The sequence below is a fragment of the Citrobacter sp. Cpo090 genome, assembly GCF_030332665.1.
In the GTDB taxonomy this organism is placed as follows: domain Bacteria; phylum Pseudomonadota; class Gammaproteobacteria; order Enterobacterales; family Enterobacteriaceae; genus Citrobacter; species Citrobacter portucalensis.
Genome location: NZ_JAOWHK010000038.1, coordinates 542230 through 559800, shown reverse-complemented (window position 1 = coordinate 559800; position 17571 = coordinate 542230). Strand labels below are relative to the sequence as shown.

19 protein-coding genes, 1 tRNA gene and 1 pseudogene are annotated in these 17571 nt (G+C 51.0%); 8 read left to right on the top strand and 13 right to left on the bottom strand.

Translation table 11 applies throughout. The features are described 5' to 3' along the window. Window positions 1-2: 2 nt before the first annotated feature. From OGY83_RS25130 to uvrY, 4 genes are all read right to left on the bottom strand, one after another. Window positions 3-78 (bottom strand) — tRNA-Gly (locus tag OGY83_RS25130). A 151-nt stretch (window positions 79-229) separates the two neighbouring features. Then, window positions 230-778: a CDP-diacylglycerol--glycerol-3-phosphate 3-phosphatidyltransferase gene (gene pgsA, locus OGY83_RS25125; protein ID WP_286637153.1), complete on the bottom strand. Its 549-nt coding sequence runs from the start codon at window positions 776-778 to the stop codon at window positions 230-232. Between the two features lie 55 nt (window positions 779-833). Next, a complete protein-coding gene (gene uvrC / locus OGY83_RS25120) occupies window positions 834-2666 on the bottom strand; it encodes an excinuclease ABC subunit UvrC (RefSeq protein WP_286637152.1) in 1833 nt (610 codons plus the stop codon). Further along, the gene (gene uvrY / locus OGY83_RS25115) at window positions 2663-3319 is read right to left on the bottom strand and encodes a UvrY/SirA/GacA family response regulator transcription factor (protein WP_003834023.1); all 657 of its coding nucleotides are present in this window, start codon (window positions 3317-3319) and stop codon (window positions 2663-2665) included. Before uvrY ends, uvrC begins: the two co-directional genes overlap by 4 nt. Window positions 3320-3615: 296 nt before the next feature. Here uvrY and OGY83_RS25355 point away from each other — a divergent pair. Beyond that, window positions 3616-3693: pseudogene (locus tag OGY83_RS25355) on the top strand (hypothetical protein); the annotation flags it as partial. Window positions 3694-3777: 84 nt separating this feature from the next. Then, on the top strand, window positions 3778-4002 hold the full coding sequence (locus OGY83_RS25110; RefSeq protein WP_003030482.1) for a DUF2594 family protein: 225 nt from the start codon (window positions 3778-3780) through the stop codon (window positions 4000-4002). Window positions 4003-4068: 66 nt separating this feature from the next. Here OGY83_RS25110 and sdiA read toward each other — a convergent pair whose 3' ends face one another. The 8 genes from sdiA to OGY83_RS25070 all read right to left on the bottom strand — a co-directional run bounded on the left by sdiA (window position 4069) and on the right by OGY83_RS25070 (window position 11441). Beyond that, complete coding sequence (sdiA, locus tag OGY83_RS25105; protein ID WP_032934487.1) at window positions 4069-4791, bottom strand: quorum-sensing transcriptional regulator SdiA; 723 nt, start codon at window positions 4789-4791, stop codon at window positions 4069-4071. Window positions 4792-5021: 230 nt separating this feature from the next. Further along, on the bottom strand, window positions 5022-5774 hold the full coding sequence (tcyN, locus tag OGY83_RS25100) for an L-cystine ABC transporter ATP-binding protein TcyN (protein ID WP_003030477.1): 753 nt from the start codon (window positions 5772-5774) through the stop codon (window positions 5022-5024). After that, window positions 5771-6439, bottom strand: a complete 669-nt coding sequence (gene tcyL / locus OGY83_RS25095) for a cystine ABC transporter permease (RefSeq protein ID WP_003030474.1) — start codon at window positions 6437-6439, stop codon at window positions 5771-5773. The genes tcyN and tcyL overlap by 4 nt, the downstream gene beginning before the upstream one ends. Window positions 6440-6460: 21 nt before the next feature. Next, entirely contained in the window at window positions 6461-7447 is a 987-nt protein-coding gene (dcyD, locus tag OGY83_RS25090) for a D-cysteine desulfhydrase (RefSeq protein ID WP_267393139.1), read from the bottom strand. A gap of 108 nt (window positions 7448-7555) precedes the next feature. Next, a complete protein-coding gene (gene tcyJ, locus OGY83_RS25085) occupies window positions 7556-8356 on the bottom strand; it encodes a cystine ABC transporter substrate-binding protein (protein WP_123267421.1) in 801 nt (266 codons plus the stop codon). Between the two features lie 100 nt (window positions 8357-8456). Beyond that, window positions 8457-9008 (bottom strand): flagella biosynthesis regulatory protein FliZ, encoded by a 552-nt coding sequence (gene fliZ, locus OGY83_RS25080; RefSeq protein ID WP_286637151.1) that lies wholly within the window; start codon window positions 9006-9008, stop codon window positions 8457-8459. Window positions 9009-9065: 57 nt separating this feature from the next. Continuing rightward, window positions 9066-9785 carry an RNA polymerase sigma factor FliA gene (locus tag OGY83_RS25075; protein ID WP_003030465.1) on the bottom strand — a complete coding sequence of 240 codons (720 nt, stop codon included), beginning with the start codon at window positions 9783-9785 and terminating at the stop codon, window positions 9066-9068. Window positions 9786-9947: 162 nt separating this feature from the next. Next, the gene (locus tag OGY83_RS25070) at window positions 9948-11441 is read right to left on the bottom strand and encodes a flagellin N-terminal helical domain-containing protein (protein ID WP_286637150.1); all 1494 of its coding nucleotides are present in this window, start codon (window positions 11439-11441) and stop codon (window positions 9948-9950) included. Between the two features lie 255 nt (window positions 11442-11696). On the opposite strand from OGY83_RS25070, the gene fliD reads away from it, so the two are divergent. From fliD to amyA, 4 genes are all read left to right on the top strand, one after another. Beyond that, entirely contained in the window at window positions 11697-13103 is a 1407-nt protein-coding gene (gene fliD / locus OGY83_RS25065) for a flagellar filament capping protein FliD (RefSeq protein WP_286637149.1), read from the top strand. 15 nt (window positions 13104-13118) lie between these two features. Continuing rightward, window positions 13119-13526 (top strand): flagellar export chaperone FliS, encoded by a 408-nt coding sequence (gene fliS / locus OGY83_RS25060; RefSeq protein WP_003844198.1) that lies wholly within the window; start codon window positions 13119-13121, stop codon window positions 13524-13526. After that, window positions 13526-13894 (top strand): flagella biosynthesis regulatory protein FliT, encoded by a 369-nt coding sequence (fliT, locus tag OGY83_RS25055; protein ID WP_123267426.1) that lies wholly within the window; start codon window positions 13526-13528, stop codon window positions 13892-13894. Before fliS ends, fliT begins: the two co-directional genes overlap by 1 nt. A 71-nt stretch (window positions 13895-13965) precedes the next feature. Further along, complete coding sequence (amyA, locus tag OGY83_RS25050) at window positions 13966-15453, top strand: alpha-amylase (RefSeq protein WP_123267427.1); 1488 nt, start codon at window positions 13966-13968, stop codon at window positions 15451-15453. Between the two features lie 40 nt (window positions 15454-15493). Here the strand turns inward: amyA and yedD are convergent, their stop codons facing one another. Further along, window positions 15494-15907: a lipoprotein YedD gene (gene yedD, locus OGY83_RS25045; protein ID WP_003030454.1), complete on the bottom strand. Its 414-nt coding sequence runs from the start codon at window positions 15905-15907 to the stop codon at window positions 15494-15496. 185 nt (window positions 15908-16092) lie between these two features. Here yedD and yedE point away from each other — a divergent pair, with 185 nt between their 5' ends. Both yedE and yedF read left to right on the top strand, forming a co-directional pair. Continuing rightward, window positions 16093-17298 carry a selenium metabolism membrane protein YedE/FdhT gene (yedE, locus tag OGY83_RS25040; RefSeq protein WP_286637148.1) on the top strand — a complete coding sequence of 402 codons (1206 nt, stop codon included), beginning with the start codon at window positions 16093-16095 and terminating at the stop codon, window positions 17296-17298. Continuing rightward, a complete protein-coding gene (yedF, locus tag OGY83_RS25035; RefSeq protein ID WP_000790504.1) occupies window positions 17295-17528 on the top strand; it encodes a sulfurtransferase-like selenium metabolism protein YedF in 234 nt (77 codons plus the stop codon). Before yedE ends, yedF begins: the two co-directional genes overlap by 4 nt. The last annotated feature ends 43 nt before the right edge of the window (window positions 17529-17571 follow it).

Below are 17571 nucleotides of genomic sequence, written 5' to 3'. Positions count from 1 at the left end.
TTTGGAGCGGGAAACGAGACTCGAACTCGCGACCCCGACCTTGGCAAGGTCGTGCTCTACCAACTGAGCTATTCCCGCATCACCAAGTAACTTTGTTAATCACATGATTTTGTTATCGTCTGGCAATCAGTGCTGCCGTTCGATGCGTTGCATTCTACTTACCTGACGCAATGAGTCAACGATATTTTTCACCACTTACGATCGTTTGCTGAAATTTGCGTCGAAACGATCACTGATCAAGCAAATCTCCACGTGCAGCGCTCAAATACTGGAACATTGACCACAAAGTCAGTATCGCAGCAACGAAGAAAAGTGCGATCCCAGCATACTCTACCCAGATATTTGGACGCCAAAGCAGCCAGGCCAGTGCAGCCATTTGCGATGTGGTTTTCACTTTACCGATCCAGGATACGGCTACGCTACTGCGTTTACCCAGTTCGGCCATCCATTCACGTAGTGCAGAGATGATAATTTCACGCGCGATCATTGTTGCGGCAGGGAGCGTCACCCACCAGCTGTGGTAATGCTCGGTCACCAGGACCATCGCGATAGCCACCAGCACCTTATCAGCGACCGGATCGAGGAAGGCGCCAAAACGCGTGCTTTGGTTCCAGCGGCGTGCCAGAAAACCGTCAAACCAGTCAGTGACCGCTGCGATACAGAAGATCAGCGCACAAACAAAGGGAGCCCAGGTGAATGGCAGGTAAAAAGCCAATACAAAGAATGGGATCAGGATGACGCGAAACAGCGTGAGCAACGTAGGGATATTAAATCGCATATGACGGATAACTATCTGTTGTCAGTGAAATTACCCCTATGTTGCTACAGAGGGCCTAATGTTTCAACGAGTAGAAGATCTTTTCTGCCAGAGCTTGCGAAATACCCGGCACTTTTGCAATTTCTTCGATACTTGCGTTACGAAGACCTTGCAAACCTCCCATATATTTCAACAACGTCTGGCGACGCTTTGGCCCGACACCTTCGATGGTCTCAAGCGTGCTGGTGCTTTTCACTTTCGCCCGCTTTTTACGATGCCCGCTAATCGCATGATCGTGAGATTCATCGCGGATATGCTGGATAACGTGCAATGCAGGCGAATCCGGTGGCAGGCTAAAGCCCTCACCTTCCGGCTCAAAGAACAGCGTTTCCAGACCGGCTTTACGATCGGCCCCTTTTGCCACCCCCAGCAAGAGTGGGTGCTGCTTGTCCCAGGGAACGTCCAGCTCAGCAAAAACGGCTTTCGCCTGCCCTAACTGACCTTTCCCGCCGTCGATCAATATGACGTCCGGAATCTTACTTTCTTCAATCGCCTTCCCGTAACGCCGACGTAAGACCTGATTCATCGCCGCATAATCATCTCCCGGCGTAATACCGGTAATGTTGTAGCGGCGATACTCTGCACGCAGCGGACCATTGTCATCAAAGACCACGCAGGAGGCTACCGTCTGCTCACCCATCGTATGGCTGATGTCGAAGCACTCCATACGCTTCACCGCAGGTAACTTCAATACGGAGGCCAGCGCCGTCAGACGTTGTGTAATCGTCGACTGCTGAGAAAGTTTCGTGGTGAGTGCCACTGCCGCGTTGGTTCGCGCCAGCTTCAGATAACGCGCGCGATCCCCTCGCGGTTTCGTCTGCACGTTAATCTTCCTGCCGGCCAGTTCAGACAGAGAGTCTGCCAGCAGAGTTTTATCGCTAAGATTAAAATCGAGCAGGATCTCCCCGGGTAAGGTACGCATCTGGCTCCCCTGCAGATAAAACTGCCCGACAAAGGTTTCGACGACCTCGCCGAGTTCCGTGCCACCGGGTACTTTCGGGAAATAGCTGCGGCTGCCCAGCACTTTACCCTGGCGAATAAACAGAACGTGCACACAGGCCATACCGGCGTCAAACGCCACGCCAATGACGTCCAGATCGTCTCCGGTATTAGAGACAAACTGTTTTTCTGTCACGCGGCGTACGGCCTGGATTTGGTCACGAATGCGCGCAGCCTCTTCAAACTCGAGATTTTGGCTGGCCTTTTCCATACGGGCGATCAGCTGCGTTAATACCTGATCGTCTTTTCCGGACAGGAACAGACGAACATACTCGACCTGCTGAGCATACTCTTCCTCACTCACCAGACCCGCAACACACGGACCGAGACAGCGGCCAATCTGATATTGCAGACAAGGTCGAGAACGGTTGCGATAAACGCTGTTTTCGCACTGGCGGATAGGGAATATTTTCTGCAACAGCGCCAGCGTTTCACGCACCGCATAACCGTTCGGGAACGGTCCAAAGTACTCGCCTTTGGCATGCTTTGCCCCACGATGCATCGCCAGACGCGGGTGGGTATCGCCGCTAAGGAATATAAAAGGGTAGGATTTATCATCGCGCAGCAATACGTTATAGCGCGGCTGATACAGCTTGATGTAGTTGTGCTCAAGCAATAACGCTTCGGTTTCGGTGTGCGTTACCGTGACATCAATCTGCTGGATTTGCACGACCAGCGCTTCGGTCTTGCGCGACGCAAGATTACTACGGAAGTAGCTGGAAAGCCTTTTTTTCAGATCTTTCGCTTTCCCGACATAGATAACCGTCCCGGCGGTATCGTACATACGATAGACGCCGGGCTGACTGGTCACGGTTTTCAGGAACGCTTTGGCATCAAACTGATCGGTCACTGGCTTGTTAATGTCTCCGCATTACACAGGCCATGGCGAATTGCCAAGTGAGTCAGCTCTACATCGCCATGAATGTTTAATTTACTGAACATTCGATAGCGATAGCTGTTCACCGTTTTAGGACTAAGATTCAGTTGCTCTGAGATCTCATTGACCTTCTGACCTTTGGTGATCATCAGCATAATCTGCAACTCGCGCTCAGACAAACTGGCAAACGGGGTTTCCGTTTTCTCAGGCTCAATCTGGCTGAGCGCCATTTGCTGAGCGATATCGGAGGCAATATAACGCTGCCCGGAAAAAACCGAACGAATCGCACTCACTACTTCCTGGGGGGCGGCGCCTTTGCTGAGATACCCTGCGGCCCCTGCCTGCATAACTTTTGCAGGTAATGGGTTTTCGGTGTGTACCGTCAGCATGATCACTTTAATGTCTGCCGTGGAACGCGCAATTTTGCGGGTTGCTTCCAGACCGCCAATACCGGGCATATTCATATCCATCAGCACAACGTCAACGGAATTTGAGCGGCACCATTTTACCGCATCTTCACCGCAGCACGCTTCGCCGACAACTTTTATGCCTTTTATATCTTCCAGAATGCGTCGTATCCCTGCGCGCACCAGTTCGTGGTCATCAACAAGAAAAACGTTGATCAAAGGAATATCTCCAGAATAGGGATAACGCTACCGATAGTTAATCGGTCCTATGTTAACGGGTTTTATCTCAACTTTGAAATGTAAAAAACGCCCGACTTTCGATTTTGCTCTCGTTTTCGGAAATTAGATTGTACGACGAGTGGAAACTTGCAGTCCTGACAGCCTTCTGCCACGGTTATATCTGCATAGCTGTTTCAGAATAGTGACAAAAAATTCATATTCCCCCGCTGAATGCAAAATAGGCAGTCAAAGTTGTAACAATAATTAACGAGGAAAATACTCGAAATAAACAACATGTGAAGAAAATATATGCACTGCAACATGTTGTTTATTTTAATGTCCACAACATTAGTCCGCGCAAAAAACAACCACAGATATTTTTAGCCTCGCTTATGGTATACTCCGCCGCCTTAGATTTGACATCGCACTTTTTCATTGAAACATAACGAGGAAAATAAATGAGTACGCCTGACTTTTCCACTGCTGAGAATAACCAGGAACTGGCCAATGAAGTCACCTGCCTGAAAGCCATGTTAACGCTGATGCTGCAGGCAATGGGCCAAGCCGATGCAGGCCGCGTGATTCTTAAAATGGAAAAACAGCTCGCGCTGATTGAAGATCAATCACAGGCTGCGGTATTTTCCAACACGGTTAAGCAAATTAAACAAGCTTACCGCCAGTAATAAGAAACCGGCTGATAGCAATGCTCTCAGCCGGTTTTGCGTCTGACACTCAGAACGATAATTTACTCAGATAAGCCCGGTTGCCGCGGCATAACAGGCTATCTGCGTTTTGTTTGGCGCATTGAATTTCTTTTGCATATTCTTCTGGTGGAAGTTCACTGTATTTTCGGAAATCGACAGAATGATGGCTATCTCTGAAGAGGTCTTCCCCTCTGCCGTCCATTTCAATATTTCCTTTTCCCGCTTGCTAAAACGCATCTCTGGCGCCATAACCATGTCATCTTCCAGCCGCGTCAGTACAGACAGACTTTCCCGTACCAGAAGCTGCATCCTGAGCTCCACTTCATCGTTTGCAAAGCGACTATTACGGATACTCGCCCGCGATACCGATAAAAAACCCAACGCCCGATTAGGCAACATTAGGCATTGCGTCATCCCTTTGCGTAAACCGTGATTGCGTGCGGCGTCCCACAAAGGTTGCGCATCGCGAAACAGAGTATCGTTCCAGGGTAAATGCCCCTGACTGAAGTTTTCAGGTTTCAGCACCGGATCAATGGCGAAATAATTTTCGGACTGATAATGCGCCACCCATGCTTTGGGATAGGTCGTATGAAGTGACGTTTTAGGTCGGGTAAAAGGTACCGGATGACGAACACAAAGCGCGTAAAAATCAAACTCTAAGTGCTGCGTCTGCTGCTGTAATTCATTATAGACATCCTCTGCCGCCGCCATTTCCTGAAAGCGTAACAGCATGCTCCGTCGCCAGGTGAAGAAATCATGATCCTGCATACTAAGTGGTAATGCCCCTGAGATTGATAATCATCCAAACATATGAAACAAGCTAACACATAAATGTATTTTATATATGCAAATTATCGGACAAATGAACAATTACTTGAGTATTACTCAACAGCGGAAGGAAGTAACAGAATCAAATGCTAATAATAAAGCAATAATTATAAATAGTTATGCGAAGAGCACTCGCCAGAAACAATCCCGGCGAGCGCTATATGCACTATTTATTGCATCAAAAACTTTTCAAGAAACTGACGGGTACGCGGCTGCTGCGGATGCGTGAATAAGGATTTTGCGGGTCCCTGCTCTACAATCCGTCCTTGATCCATAAATATCGCTCTATCGGCAACATCGCGAGCAAAGCTCATTTCATGCGTCACAATTACCATGGTGCGTTTTTCCTGCGCCAGTTGGCGGATGGTATTAAGTACCTCACCAACCAGTTCAGGATCAAGTGCGGAGGTCGGTTCATCAAAAAGAATAACCTCAGGTCGCATCGCCAGCGCCCGGGCAATCGCTACGCGCTGCTGCTGTCCACCCGATAAACGCCGCGGATAGCTGGTTTCTTTGCCCGCCAGCCCGACTTTCGCCAGCAGCTCACGCGCACGAGCTGTCGCTTCAGCTTTTGGTTCACCTTTGACTATCACCGGCCCTTCAATAATGTTTTCCAGCACCGTCCGATGGGGGAACAAATTAAAGTTCTGGAATACAAAACCGACGTGCTGACGTAACTGACGAATCAGCCCTTTCTGCTGAGTCAACGAACGCGCGGTATCAATGGTAATCTCACCCACTTTAATGGTGCCCGCCTCCGGTTGCTCCAGCAAATTAATGCTACGCAGCAGCGTGGTTTTGCCCGATCCGCTCGGCCCGATAATGGCTACTACTTCACCAGGTTTGACGTCAAGATCGATCCCATGCAGCACCGTTTGCCCATGAAATTTTTTGACCAGGTTTCTGACTTCGATAGCACTCATTTCGGCTCTCTCTCCTGGCGGTTCAGTTGTTCTTCAAAATAGTTTTGCAGCGCAGAAAGCACCGTCGCCATCACCCAGTAAATCAACGAGGCCGCCAGATACATCGTAAAGACTTCCAGCGTACGCGAGGTAATCAGCTGCGCCTGACGGAACAGTTCCGGAACCTGGATAGTAGCGGCCAAAGAGGTATCTTTCACCAGACTGATAAAGCTGTTGCTCAACGGCGGTAGCGCAACGCGTGCAGCCTGCGGCAGGATTGCCCGGCGCATGGTCTGCCAGCGAGTCATACCAATACTGGCCCCCGCCTCCCACTGCCCTTTGTCGATGGAAGATATTGCCGCACGCAGGGTTTCCGCAGCGTAGGCTGCCGTATTCAGCGACAAGCCAATCATCGCTGCCGGGATGGGATCTAGCTCAATACCAAACTGCGGCAGACCGTAATAGATCATGAACAGTTGGGCAATCAGCGGTGTTCCGCGAAAAATAGAGATATAAAAACGCGCCAGCCAGCGCACAGGCAGCAGCGGCGACAGACGCATCAGCGCCAGGATAAACCCCAGCACGAGGCCAAAAAACATCCCGCCGATACTCAGTTGCAGCGTAAAAACCGCGCCTTTGAGCAGATACGGCAGAGAATCAATTACCAGTTGGATACTTTCATGCATTAGCGTTTTTCGACCTGGTTGTTACACATGAGGATGGTAGGCAAACAGTGCAGGTGCCCCACCGGTATGAATAAAGAGGATTGGCCCTTCGTCTTTGAAGCGTTTCTGGCTGATACCGTCAATCAAACCCGCCATCGCCTTACCGGTATACACCGGATCCAACAAAATGCCTTCCAGGCGCGCCAGCAGTTTTACTGCCTCCATGCCTTCTTCGTTTGGCGTACCGTAGCCCGGCGCAAAATAATCGTCCCATAACAGAATATCCGCTGAGGCCGTCAGTTCCAGTTCACGGGCAATATCCTGCTGCAACGTTACAACTTTAGGCTTTTGATCGGCGACGCTGCGCGAGACGGTCACGCCGATAAGCTCGATATCTGGCATCAGTTGTTCCAGGCCCACGGCAAGTCCGGCATGCGTTCCCGCACTGCCCGACGCCACTACTACGGAAGAAAGCGCAACGGCCCCTTCACACTGCTGGGCAATTTCCAGCGCGCTTTCCACATAACCCAATGCGCCCAACGCGTTAGAGCCACCAACAGGGATCACATACGGGCGGAACCCCTGTGCTTCAATGCGCGTCGCCAGTTCCTGAAGTTGCGCATTCGGGTCGGTCAGCGCATCGCACATTTCGATCTGCGTATTAAACAGGTCCAGCAGCAGACGATTGCCATTGGTGAGATAGTTTTCCGCCGTGGTGCCAATCGGATTTTCCAACAGCGCCACGCAATGCAGGCCAAGCTTAGCCGCTACCGCCGCCGTCTGACGAACGTGGTTAGACTGGATGGCACCTGCGGTTATCAGCGTATCAGCGCCTTCACGCAGCGCATCAGCGGCCAGGAACTCCAGCTTACGCAGCTTATTGCCGCCCATGGCCATCGGCGTGACATCATCGCGCTTGATGAAAATATCGCGCCCGAGGTAGTCGGAGAAGCGTGGAAGATATTCGAGCGGCGTTGGCGCGCCAATAAATTCCAGACGTGGAAAGCGCGTTAAGTTATGCAGCGGCATACAGCCTCCGGTATTCGTTGTTGTGATGTTCTTTTTATTATGCACGTTCAGGCGCAATGAAATAAAAAAAGGCGCTGTTAAAGGCGCCTTTTTTTCAGCGGAAGACGATTATTTCGTCACATCCGCTCCAAACCATTTTTCAGACAGGGCTTTCAGCGTACCGTCTTTCTGCATTTCAGCAATGGCCGCATCAACCGCTTTCAGCAGATCTTCATTGCCTTTGCGCAGCGCCACGCCGGACTCCTGGCGCGAGAATGCTTCACCGGTTACAGCCAGCGTATCCTTGGTTTTCTTGACCAGATCCAGCGCCGCCAGACGGTCAACGAGAATGGCGTCGATACGGCCTACACGCAGATCCTGGTATTTAGTCGGGTCATCATCATAGGTACGAATATCCACGCCCTGCACGTTCTGGCGCAGCCACTCTTCATAGTTGGTGCCCAGGCCAACGCCGACTTTTTTACCTTTCAGATCGGCAGCAGTCTTAATAACACCTTCATTACCTTTTTTCACCAGCGCCTGAATACCAGAAACCGTATACGGGGTGGAGAAATCGTATTTTTTCTTACGTTCGTCAGAGATGGTCACCTGGTTGATGACCACGTCAATGCGCCTGGAATCAAGAGAGGCCAGCATACCGTCCCACTTGGTCGGCTTCAGGTTAGCTTTCACCCCAAGGTGCTTGGCCAGTTCCTCAGCGAACTCCACTTCGAAACCGGTCAGCTTGCCATCATCGCCCTGAAAACTAAACGGGGGATAGGTCCCTTCCAGGCCCACCAGCAGCGTGCCACGCTCTTTAACTTTATTTAACAGACCTTCATCTGCATAAGTTTTTACGCTCATTCCAGCGACAAGTGCAACAGCCATTACACCCATCAGAGCCTGACGTCCCAGAAGTGCTAATTTCATAGTTACCCCGAATATTGTCATTAGTGACTGCTATTTATGAGCATAGTGTAGAGCGCTTGTCGTGATCCACAAACACCACTCTGTTACACCTTATTCTTTTTTAATATATATCAGAACTGGCTGTCCAGGAGGATTTCTGCATATGTCCCATATGGGTATGGGCTTTGAACTGCTCATACTTACGCAAGGCGATGCGGTAATTGTTGGTGCTGGTTTCCGGCAGCCACGGGGCAAGGTTTTCGTCGAGGAACCCTTCCTGCAGCAGATCGTGAGAGATATTTTGTTCGGTCAGGTGATTCCCAAGGCGACGCAGGCGGACAACGTATTCACGTACCGTGCCGTGACTCATTTCGGTCTGCTCAAATAAAAACTGTTTAAAACCTATAATATCGAAAAAGTCGCTCTGCTCTTTGCAATGCAAATCACCGCAAAAACGACACAGTGCCACCCACTCTTTTTTCTCCTGCTCCCACTCGGCTTCATCCAACAAAGTGTCCAGGCGGGCGATGGCGATTTTATTCACAATTTGCCCGTGACGAACCAGCGTGATCCGGTCGAGCAACTTAAAGCAGTGGGCGCAATGCGTCTGGCTGTGTTTGAAATCTTTGAGGTAGCGGCTTAGAGGCCGTCTTTTTGATTGCTGCACCGTCATGAGAACTCCTGGTAGTCAATTCGTAATGCGGCATTGTTCAGGGGTAATGATGTACCCCTATAGCTTACCCAGCTTGGTGCGTAGACGTTTGATGGCCTGACTGTGCAACTGGCTAACCCGTGACTCCCCGACTTCCAGTACCGCGCCAATCTCTTTCAGATTGAGCTCTTCCTGGTAGTACAGCGTTAACACCAGCTTTTCACGCTCCGGCAACGCCTCGATCGCGTCCATCACGCGCTGGCGGAGGTTACCCTCAAGAAGCTGTTGTAACGGGTTTTCCTGCTGATGTTCTTCTGTCACCAGCTCAATACTATCGCCATGCTCTTCCCGCCACTCGTCATAAGAGAAGAGCTGGCTGTTATTGGTATCGAGCAACATCTGACGATACTCTTGCACAGGAATAGCCAGACGCGCCGCCACTTCTGTTTCCGTCGCGTTGCGCCCTAATTCCTGCTCCAGTTGTCCCATCGCCTGTGCCACTTCGCGAGCATTGCGCCGAACGCTACGCGGCACCCAATCCCGGCTACGTAGTTCGTCCAGCATTGCTCCACGAATACGCTGCACTGCGTAAGTGGTAAATGCCGTTCCTTGCAAAGCGTCATATCGGTCAACGGCATTCAATAACCCGATGCCGCCCGCTTGTAGCAGGTCATCCAGTTCTACGCTCGCCGGCAAACGCACCTGAAGGCGCAATGCTTCGTGACGCACCAACGGTACATAACGCTGCCACAGCGAGTGTTTATCCATTACACCTTCAGCGGTATACAGTGAATTCACGATAAACAGCCCTGCGTTAAATGAGTTATCGGCATGATTATCCGTTTCTGCAGGGGTTTTAATCGGGTGAATAGTGGGTGAAATGAGGGGTTATTTGGGGGTTACGGGTAAAGCTAAATATAAAAAACCCCGCCGGAGCGGGGTTTGTGTAGTAAGCGTAAATTAACGCAGCAGAGACAGAACGTTCTGCGGAACCTGGTTGGCCTGTGCCAGTACAGAAGTACCTGCTTGTTGCAGGATCTGTGCTTTAGACATGTTGGACACTTCGGTCGCGTAGTCAGCATCTTCGATACGGCTACGTGCAGAAGTCAGGTTGTTAACGGTGTTACCCAGGTTGGTGATGGTAGAGTCGAAACGGTTCTGTACCGCACCGAGGTCACCACGTAAGGTATCAACCTGAGCCAGCGCGGTATCAATCAATTTCAACTGGTTACGTGTTGCTTCGCTTGCCTGGCTTTGTTTAACCAGAGAAGCATTTGCAGTGCCTGCATTTTTAACGAAAGTGGTTTCGCCGCCTTCACTAACAACACCGTTAGCGTCAACTGTGTAATTGGTAGCACCGATAGCTAAAGCCCCACCCGTTTTAGTTGCTTTTGCCGCAACCAGGTCAGACTCTTTTGCTGCAACGTTGGTTGCATGAGTGGTCAGTTTGTTACTACCCGCAGCGCCCTGCTCATAAATGCTGCCACCAGAAAGCGTCATGGTACCACCGGTACCAGTTGTCGCTCCAGAAATGTCCATAGTAATGGTGGTACCATCAATAGTAGCGGTGAACTTACCGTTACCGTCAGTATTTGCTGTGTTTGTTGCAGCAGCAGTCCATTCGGTACCTTTAAAGGTAAATTTAGCGTTAGGACCGCCTGCAGTTACTGCAGAAGCGGCAGTAGCAGCTGCGTCAGCAGTAGCTGCTGTTCCTGGGTTAACTTGCGTGTTTGTAGAGCTAGCGGTCAATTTACCATCCGCAGCCCCAACAAAAGCCGCAGCAAATGTACCAGTGGTACCAACATCAATTTTGACAGCGCCCGATTTTACATCAACAGAATAGCTGTCAGCAGCCAGCTTATAGTTCATGGTACCCGTCGCGCCGAAATCTTTAACCATTTGGTCAGCAGTAACCGCTTTGTCGCCTGTTACGCTGAAAGTATTCAGGCCCAGCGTGCTGCTGGTGATTTCTTTCAGGTTAATGGAGATAGTTTCGTTATCGTTAGCACCAACCTGGATTTTCAGGGTGTTATCACCCGCCAGTACTTTCACGCCGTTGAACTGAGTCTGGCCGGATACGCGGTCGATTTCGCTCAGACGCTGAGTGATTTCAGCCTGGATGGAGCTCAGGTCGCTATCAGAGTTGGTGCCGTTAGATGCCTGAACGGACAGTTCACGTACACGCTGCAGGTTGTTGTTGATTTCGTTCAGCGCACCTTCAGTGGTCTGCGCGATGGAGATACCGTCGTTGGCGTTACGGGAAGCCTGAGTCAAACCTTTGATGTTAGAGGTAAAGCGGTTTGCGATCGCCTGACCGGCAGCATCGTCTTTCGCGCTGTTGATACGCAGACCAGAGGACAGACGCTCGATAGCGGAGCTCAGAGTAGACTGAGATTTGTTCAGGTTGTTCTGGGTCAACAGCGACAGGCTGTTTGTATTGATGACTTGTGCCATGATCTTTTCCTTATCAATTACAACTTGATGTTATTGGGCTGTTGCCCACGGTTTCTCACCGTAACCCATGTATCGGCACCTTAATTTCGAACTTTAGAAAATTTTTACTTTCTGTCGTTTTTTTTCTTAGCCCCTGAAATACCCTCTTTATATGCCATTATTCTGCGCATTATTTTTACAAAACTATCATTAAACTTTGCGCGCAGATTGCCGATAACCCGCTTAACTACTGTTTGCAATCACAAGGAATTAGGCATGCCTTCATTTACTTCATTGGGCGTCGGCTCAAACTTACCACTGGACACATTGCTAACAAACCTGACTACTGCTGAAAAAAAACGCTTAAACCCAATTACCCAACAGCAGAGTACGAATACGGCCAGATTAACCGCCTACGGCACGCTAAAAAGCGCGCTGGAAAAATTCCAGACGGCAAATACAGCGCTCAACAGCGCCGATCTGTTTAAAAGCACCACCGTAACCAGCAGTACAGAAGACCTTAAAGTATCGACCTCTGCCGGTGCCGCACCAGGGATCTATACCGTTAGCGTTACGCAACTGGCGCAGGCGCAATCATTAAGTACGAAAAGTGGAATCAGCTCAACGAAGGAAGCGTTGGGTGATACCTCCTCCGAAAGCCGCACCATTAAAATTGAGCAAAAAGGCCGTGAAAAACCGCTGGAAATTAAACTCAGCAAAGACCAAACGTCGCTGGAAGGGATCCGTGATGCCATTAACGACGCCGACAGCGGTATTTCCGCCAGTATCGTTAAAGTAAAGGAGAATGATTATCAGCTGGTATTAACTGCCGACAGCGGTGTCGATAATAAGATGACCATTTCCGTCAGCGGCGACAGCAAGCTTAATGACTTACTGGCCTACGACAGCACCGCCGGCAGCGGAAATATGAAACAGCTGGTGGAAGCCAAAAATGCACTGTTGAAAGTTAACGGCATTGATATTGAACGCCCAAGCAACACCATTACCGATGCCCCGCAGGGCGTAACGCTGAATCTGACTAAAGAAGTAACCGATGCGCGGATCACCGTCACCAAGAGCAATGATAAAGCAACAGAAGCGATCAAAGGTTGGGTGGACGCCTATAACTCGCTGCTGGATACATTCTCAACGCTGACCAAATACACTGAAGTTGATCCAGGAGCCGAAGCGCAAGATAAAAATAACGGCGCACTGATCGGCGACAGCGCGGTACGTACTATTCAGATAGGCATTCGCGCCCAGTTTTCCAACGGTGCCAGCGACGGTGCATTCAAAACGTTGGGTGAAATCGGTATTACCACCGACGGTACCTCTGGCAAGCTGAAAATTGACGATACTAAGCTCGAAAAAGCGCTGAAAGATAATACCGCGGCGACTCGCCAATTACTGGTTGGTGATGGTAAAGAAACCGGTATTACCACCAAAATCGCCACCGAAGTAAAAGGCTACCTGGCCGATGACGGCATTATTGACGTTGCCCAGGACAATATTAACGCCACGCTGAAAAAACTGACCAAACAGTATCTGGCCGTAAGCAACAGCATCGACGATACCGTCGCGCGCTATAAAGCGCAGTTTACGCAGTTGGACACCATGATGAGCAAGCTGAACAGCACCAGTAACTATCTGGGCCAGCAATTTACGGCGATGAGTAATTCCTGATAACACGAGGTAAGCATGTATACCGCGAGCGGTACCAAAGCCTATGCACAGGTCAGCATAGAGAGTGGCGTGATGAGCGCCAGCCCACATCAGCTGATTGAAATGTTGTTTGATGGCGCGAACAGCGCCCTCGTGCGCGCTCGCCTGTTTATGCAGCAGGGTGATATCGTCGCCAAAGGCGAGGCCATCAGTAAAGCCATTAACATTATCGACAATGGTCTGAAGGCTGGGCTGGATCAAGAGAATGGCGGCGAAATCGCCGCTAACCTGTCTTCGCTGTATGACTATATGATTCGCCGTTTACTGCAAGCTAACTTGCGTAATGATTGTCAGGCTATTGAAGAAGTCGAAGGGTTGCTCGGCAACATTGCAGAAGCCTGGAAACAGATCTCACCGAAAGCATCTTCCCAGGAGTCTCGTTAATGACCTCAGCCGTGGAGTTTATCAACCGTTGGCAGCGCATTGCGCTGCTCAGTCACTCACTGCTGGAACTGGCGCAGCGCGGTGAATGGGACCTTTTACTGGAACAGGAAGTTACCTATCTGCAAAGTATTGAAGTGGTCATGGAAGAGCAAACTCCACCAGGCATTACGCGAAGTATTCAGGACTTAGTGGCCGGGTACATTAAACAGACGCTGGATAACGAACAGTTACTGAAAACATTGTTGCAGCAGCGTCTGGATGAACTCAGCAACCTCATCGGTCAGTCGACGCGTCAAAAGACGTTGAACAACGCCTATGGCCGTCTTTCCGGCATGCTGTTAGTCCCCGACGCCCCCACTGCCCCATAATAATTTCCCGTCTCGTCTGAATAATCTTCCATACTCCAGAGGTCGGCCAAACGACTTCTGGAGCACGGAAGATGAAAAATCCCACGTTATTGCAGTACTTCCACTGGTATTACCCTGATGGCGGTCAACTCTGGCCCGAACTTGCCGAACGTGCAGGCGGACTGAATGACATCGGCATCAATATGGTGTGGTTGCCTCCCGCCTATAAAGGTGCGTCCGGCGGCTATTCCGTTGGCTATGATTCCTACGATCTGTTTGATTTGGGCGAATTCGACCAAAAGGGAACCGTCGCCACCAAATACGGCGATAAAAACCAGCTGCTGGCGGCGATAGACGCGCTGAAACACAATGATATTGCCGTACTGCTGGACGTGGTGGTTAACCACAAAATGGGCGCAGATGAGAAAGAAAAGATCCGCGTCCAGCGGGTTAACGCCGAGGATCGTACGCAAATAGATGATGAGATTGTCGAGTGCGAGGGCTGGACGCGCTACACCTTCCCTGCCCGCGCAGGCCAGTATTCACAATTCATTTGGGATTTTAAATGTTTCAGCGGCATTGACCATATCGAGAATCCCACCGAAGACGGCATTTTCAAAATCGTTAACGACTACACCGGCGAAGGCTGGAACGATCAGGTTGATGATGAGTTGGGTAATTTTGATTATCTGATGGGCGAAAACATCGATTTCCGCAATCACGCGGTGACTGAGGAGCTCAAATACTGGGCGCGTTGGGTAATGGAGCAAACCCAGTGCGACGGCTTTCGTTTAGATGCCGTGAAACATATTCCGGCATGGTTTTACAAAGAGTGGATTGAACACGTGCAGGAAGTCGCCCCCAAGCCACTGTTTATCGTTGCGGAATACTGGTCCCATGAAGTCGACAAGCTGCAAACCTACATTAATCAGGTGGAGGGGAAAACCATGCTGTTCGACGCCCCTTTGCAGATGAAATTCCACGAAGCCTCCCGTCAGGGCCGCGATTATGACATGAGCCAGATTTTCACCGACACGTTAGTGGAGGCCGATCCGTTTCATGCCGTCACGCTGGTGGCCAATCACGACACCCAGCCCTTGCAGGCACTCGAAGCCCCAGTCGAACCGTGGTTTAAGCCGCTGGCCTATGCGCTAATCCTGTTACGCGAAAATGGCGTACCGTCGGTGTTTTACCCTGACCTCTACGGAGCGCATTACGAAGACACCGGCGGCGATGGCGAAACCTATCCTATCGACATGCCGATCATTGAGCAGCTTGATGAACTGATCCTCGCGCGCCAGCGCTTCGCGCACGGGGTACAGACGCTCTTTTTCGATCACCCTAACTGTATCGCTTTTAGTCGCAGCGGAACGGACGAAGATCCCGGCTGCGTGGTGGTGTTGTCTAACGGCGATGACGGGGAAAAGACCATCAATCTCGGCGCCAATTATGGCAATAAAACCTGGCGTGACTATCTGGGAAATCGTGCAGAAAGTGTGGTCACCGATGAAAACGGTGAAGCGACGTTTTATTGTAACGGCGGGAGCGTCAGCGTGTGGGTGATTGAAGACGTGTTGTAATGTTCAACCCCGGTGGCCGGTGGCTACCGGGGCGTACAGTTTATGGCAGCGGTGTGGCCAGAGGCGTTTTCTTTAACGCGTCGGCACATTCCTGCGTCGGGCGATCCACCCGCTGCAGCGTCATACCGTCATATTCCAGCGTATTGCCTTCGCGCTCAATCTCGTACAGCTCCCGTTTCACCGTCACGTTGGTGAGATCGCCAGAGAGCATCGTCAGTTTCCCCGGCAGCGCGATCACCCGCTGCCACTGGCGACAATCCAGCGTATCGCCCTCTTTCGTTATTACCAGGCTGGCAATGGCTTCCGGGCTTACCAGACTGCGTTGTGGACCTTTTGACTGCCAGTATCCTTCCAGACCGGCTGGCGCTGGCGTTTTCACCACGTCGTTATAATTTTCTACTTCGGCGCATCCGGTAAGCGCCAGAAATACACCAACGATTGCTAATTTTTTCATCATTCATCCTGCATGCGAAGAAAATGGGATTGTGGCATTAAAGGCCTGATGTCGCCAGCCTTTCGGCAGCGTTGAGAAAGATTGATCCAGACGGTGTTACCTCTTATTACTCATAGTCAAAAATTCTGAACGGTGTAGTATCCACACTTCTTGTTACATACCTTCTGAGTTCAGAGGCACAACGCATGTCATGGCAACACTTCAAACAGGCCTGGTTAATTAAATTTTGGGCCCCCACCCCTGCGGTCATCGCAGCGGGTATTCTCTCCACTTATTATTTCGGCATTACGGGAACCTTCTGGGCCGTTACCGGTGAATTCACTCGTTGGGGTGGGCAAATCCTACAACTGTTTGGCGTGCACGCCGAAGAGTGGGGATACTACAAGCTGATCCATCTCGAAGGTTCGCCCCTGACCCGCATCGACGGCATGATGATCCTCGGTATGTTCGGCGGCTGTTTTGCTGCCGCACTGTGGGCCAACAACGTCAAATTGCGCATGCCGCGCAGTCGGGTGCGCATTATGCAGGCGATAGTCGGCGGGGCGATCGCCGGATTCGGTGCCCGGCTGGCAATGGGCTGTAACCTGGCCGCATTCTTCACCGGCATTCCGCAGTTCTCATTACACGCCTGGTTTTTTGCGCTGGCCACGGCCATTGGCTCATGGTTTGGCGCACGCTTTACCCTGCTGCCAATGTTTCGTATTCCGGTCAAAATGCAGAAAGTCTCTGCCGCTTCGCCGTTAACGCAAAAGCCGGATCAGGCCCGTCGCCGTTTCCGCCTTGGTATGCTGGTGTTTATCGGCATGATCGGCTGGGCGCTGCTCACCGCGATGGATAAACCCAAACTCGGTCTGGCGATGCTGTTCGGCGTTGGGTTCGGGCTGCTGATCGAACGGGCGCAAATCTGCTTCACCTCCGCCTTCCGCGACCTGTGGATTTCCGGTCGCACCCATATGGCAAAAGCGATCATCTTCGGGATGGCGGTCAGCGCCATCGGTATCTTTAGCTATGTGCAACTGGGCGTCGAGCCTAAAATCATGTGGGCGGGTCCAAATGCGGTGATCGGCGGCTTACTGTTTGGCTTTGGCATCGTTTTAGCGGGCGGATGTGAAACCGGCTGGATGTACCGCGCCGTTGAAGGCCAGGTGCATTACTGGTGGGTTGGTCTGGGCAACGTTATTGGCTCAACCATTCTGGCTTACTACTGGGATGATTTTGCTCCCGCGCTTGCCACCAACTGGGACAAAGTGAATCTGCTCAACACCTTCGGTCCGCTCGGCGGTCTGCTGGTGACCTATGTGCTGTTGTTTGCCGCGCTGATGCTGATTATCGGCTGGGAAAAACGTTTCTTCCGTCGCGCAGGGCTGACGCCTGCCAAGGAGTCTGTATGAAAAATATCGTACCTGATTATCGCCTCGATATGGTCGGCGAACCGTGTCCATACCCGGCTGTAGCCACGCTGGAAGCGATGCCGCAATTGAAGAAAGGTGAAATTCTGGAAGTGGTGAGCGATTGCCCGCAGTCAATCAACAATATTCCACTGGATGCGCGTAATCACGGCTATACGGTGCTGGATATTCAGCAGGATGGCCCAACGATCCGCTATTTGATTCAGAAGTAACTGGTTGCCGGATGACGCTACGCTTATCCGGCAAACATTCTCT

What these genes read in the sequence shown, in the direction of transcription:
- pgsA (WP_286637153.1), bottom strand. Translation starts at nt 778, where the DNA reads ATGCGATTTAATATCCCTACGTTGCTCACGCTGTTTCGCGTCATCCTG.
- OGY83_RS25110 (WP_003030482.1), top strand. Translation starts at nt 3,778, where the DNA reads ATGAGTACGCCTGACTTTTCCACTGCTGAGAATAACCAGGAACTGGCC.
- sdiA (WP_032934487.1), bottom strand. Translation starts at nt 4,791, where the DNA reads ATGCAGGATCATGATTTCTTCACCTGGCGACGGAGCATGCTGTTACGC.
- tcyN (WP_003030477.1), bottom strand. Translation starts at nt 5,774, where the DNA reads ATGAGTGCTATCGAAGTCAGAAACCTGGTCAAAAAATTTCATGGGCAA.
- tcyL (WP_003030474.1), bottom strand. Translation starts at nt 6,439, where the DNA reads ATGCATGAAAGTATCCAACTGGTAATTGATTCTCTGCCGTATCTGCTC.
- dcyD (WP_267393139.1), bottom strand. Translation starts at nt 7,447, where the DNA reads ATGCCGCTGCATAACTTAACGCGCTTTCCACGTCTGGAATTTATTGGC.
- tcyJ (WP_123267421.1), bottom strand. Translation starts at nt 8,356, where the DNA reads ATGAAATTAGCACTTCTGGGACGTCAGGCTCTGATGGGTGTAATGGCT.
- fliZ (WP_286637151.1), bottom strand. Translation starts at nt 9,008, where the DNA reads ATGACGGTGCAGCAATCAAAAAGACGGCCTCTAAGCCGCTACCTCAAA.
- OGY83_RS25070 (WP_286637150.1), bottom strand. Translation starts at nt 11,441, where the DNA reads ATGGCACAAGTCATCAATACAAACAGCCTGTCGCTGTTGACCCAGAAC.
- fliD (WP_286637149.1), top strand. Translation starts at nt 11,697, where the DNA reads ATGCCTTCATTTACTTCATTGGGCGTCGGCTCAAACTTACCACTGGAC.
- fliS (WP_003844198.1), top strand. Translation starts at nt 13,119, where the DNA reads ATGTATACCGCGAGCGGTACCAAAGCCTATGCACAGGTCAGCATAGAG.
- fliT (WP_123267426.1), top strand. Translation starts at nt 13,526, where the DNA reads ATGACCTCAGCCGTGGAGTTTATCAACCGTTGGCAGCGCATTGCGCTG.
- amyA (WP_123267427.1), top strand. Translation starts at nt 13,966, where the DNA reads ATGAAAAATCCCACGTTATTGCAGTACTTCCACTGGTATTACCCTGAT.
- yedD (WP_003030454.1), bottom strand. Translation starts at nt 15,907, where the DNA reads ATGAAAAAATTAGCAATCGTTGGTGTATTTCTGGCGCTTACCGGATGC.
- yedE (WP_286637148.1), top strand. Translation starts at nt 16,093, where the DNA reads ATGTCATGGCAACACTTCAAACAGGCCTGGTTAATTAAATTTTGGGCC.
- yedF (WP_000790504.1), top strand. Translation starts at nt 17,295, where the DNA reads ATGAAAAATATCGTACCTGATTATCGCCTCGATATGGTCGGCGAACCG.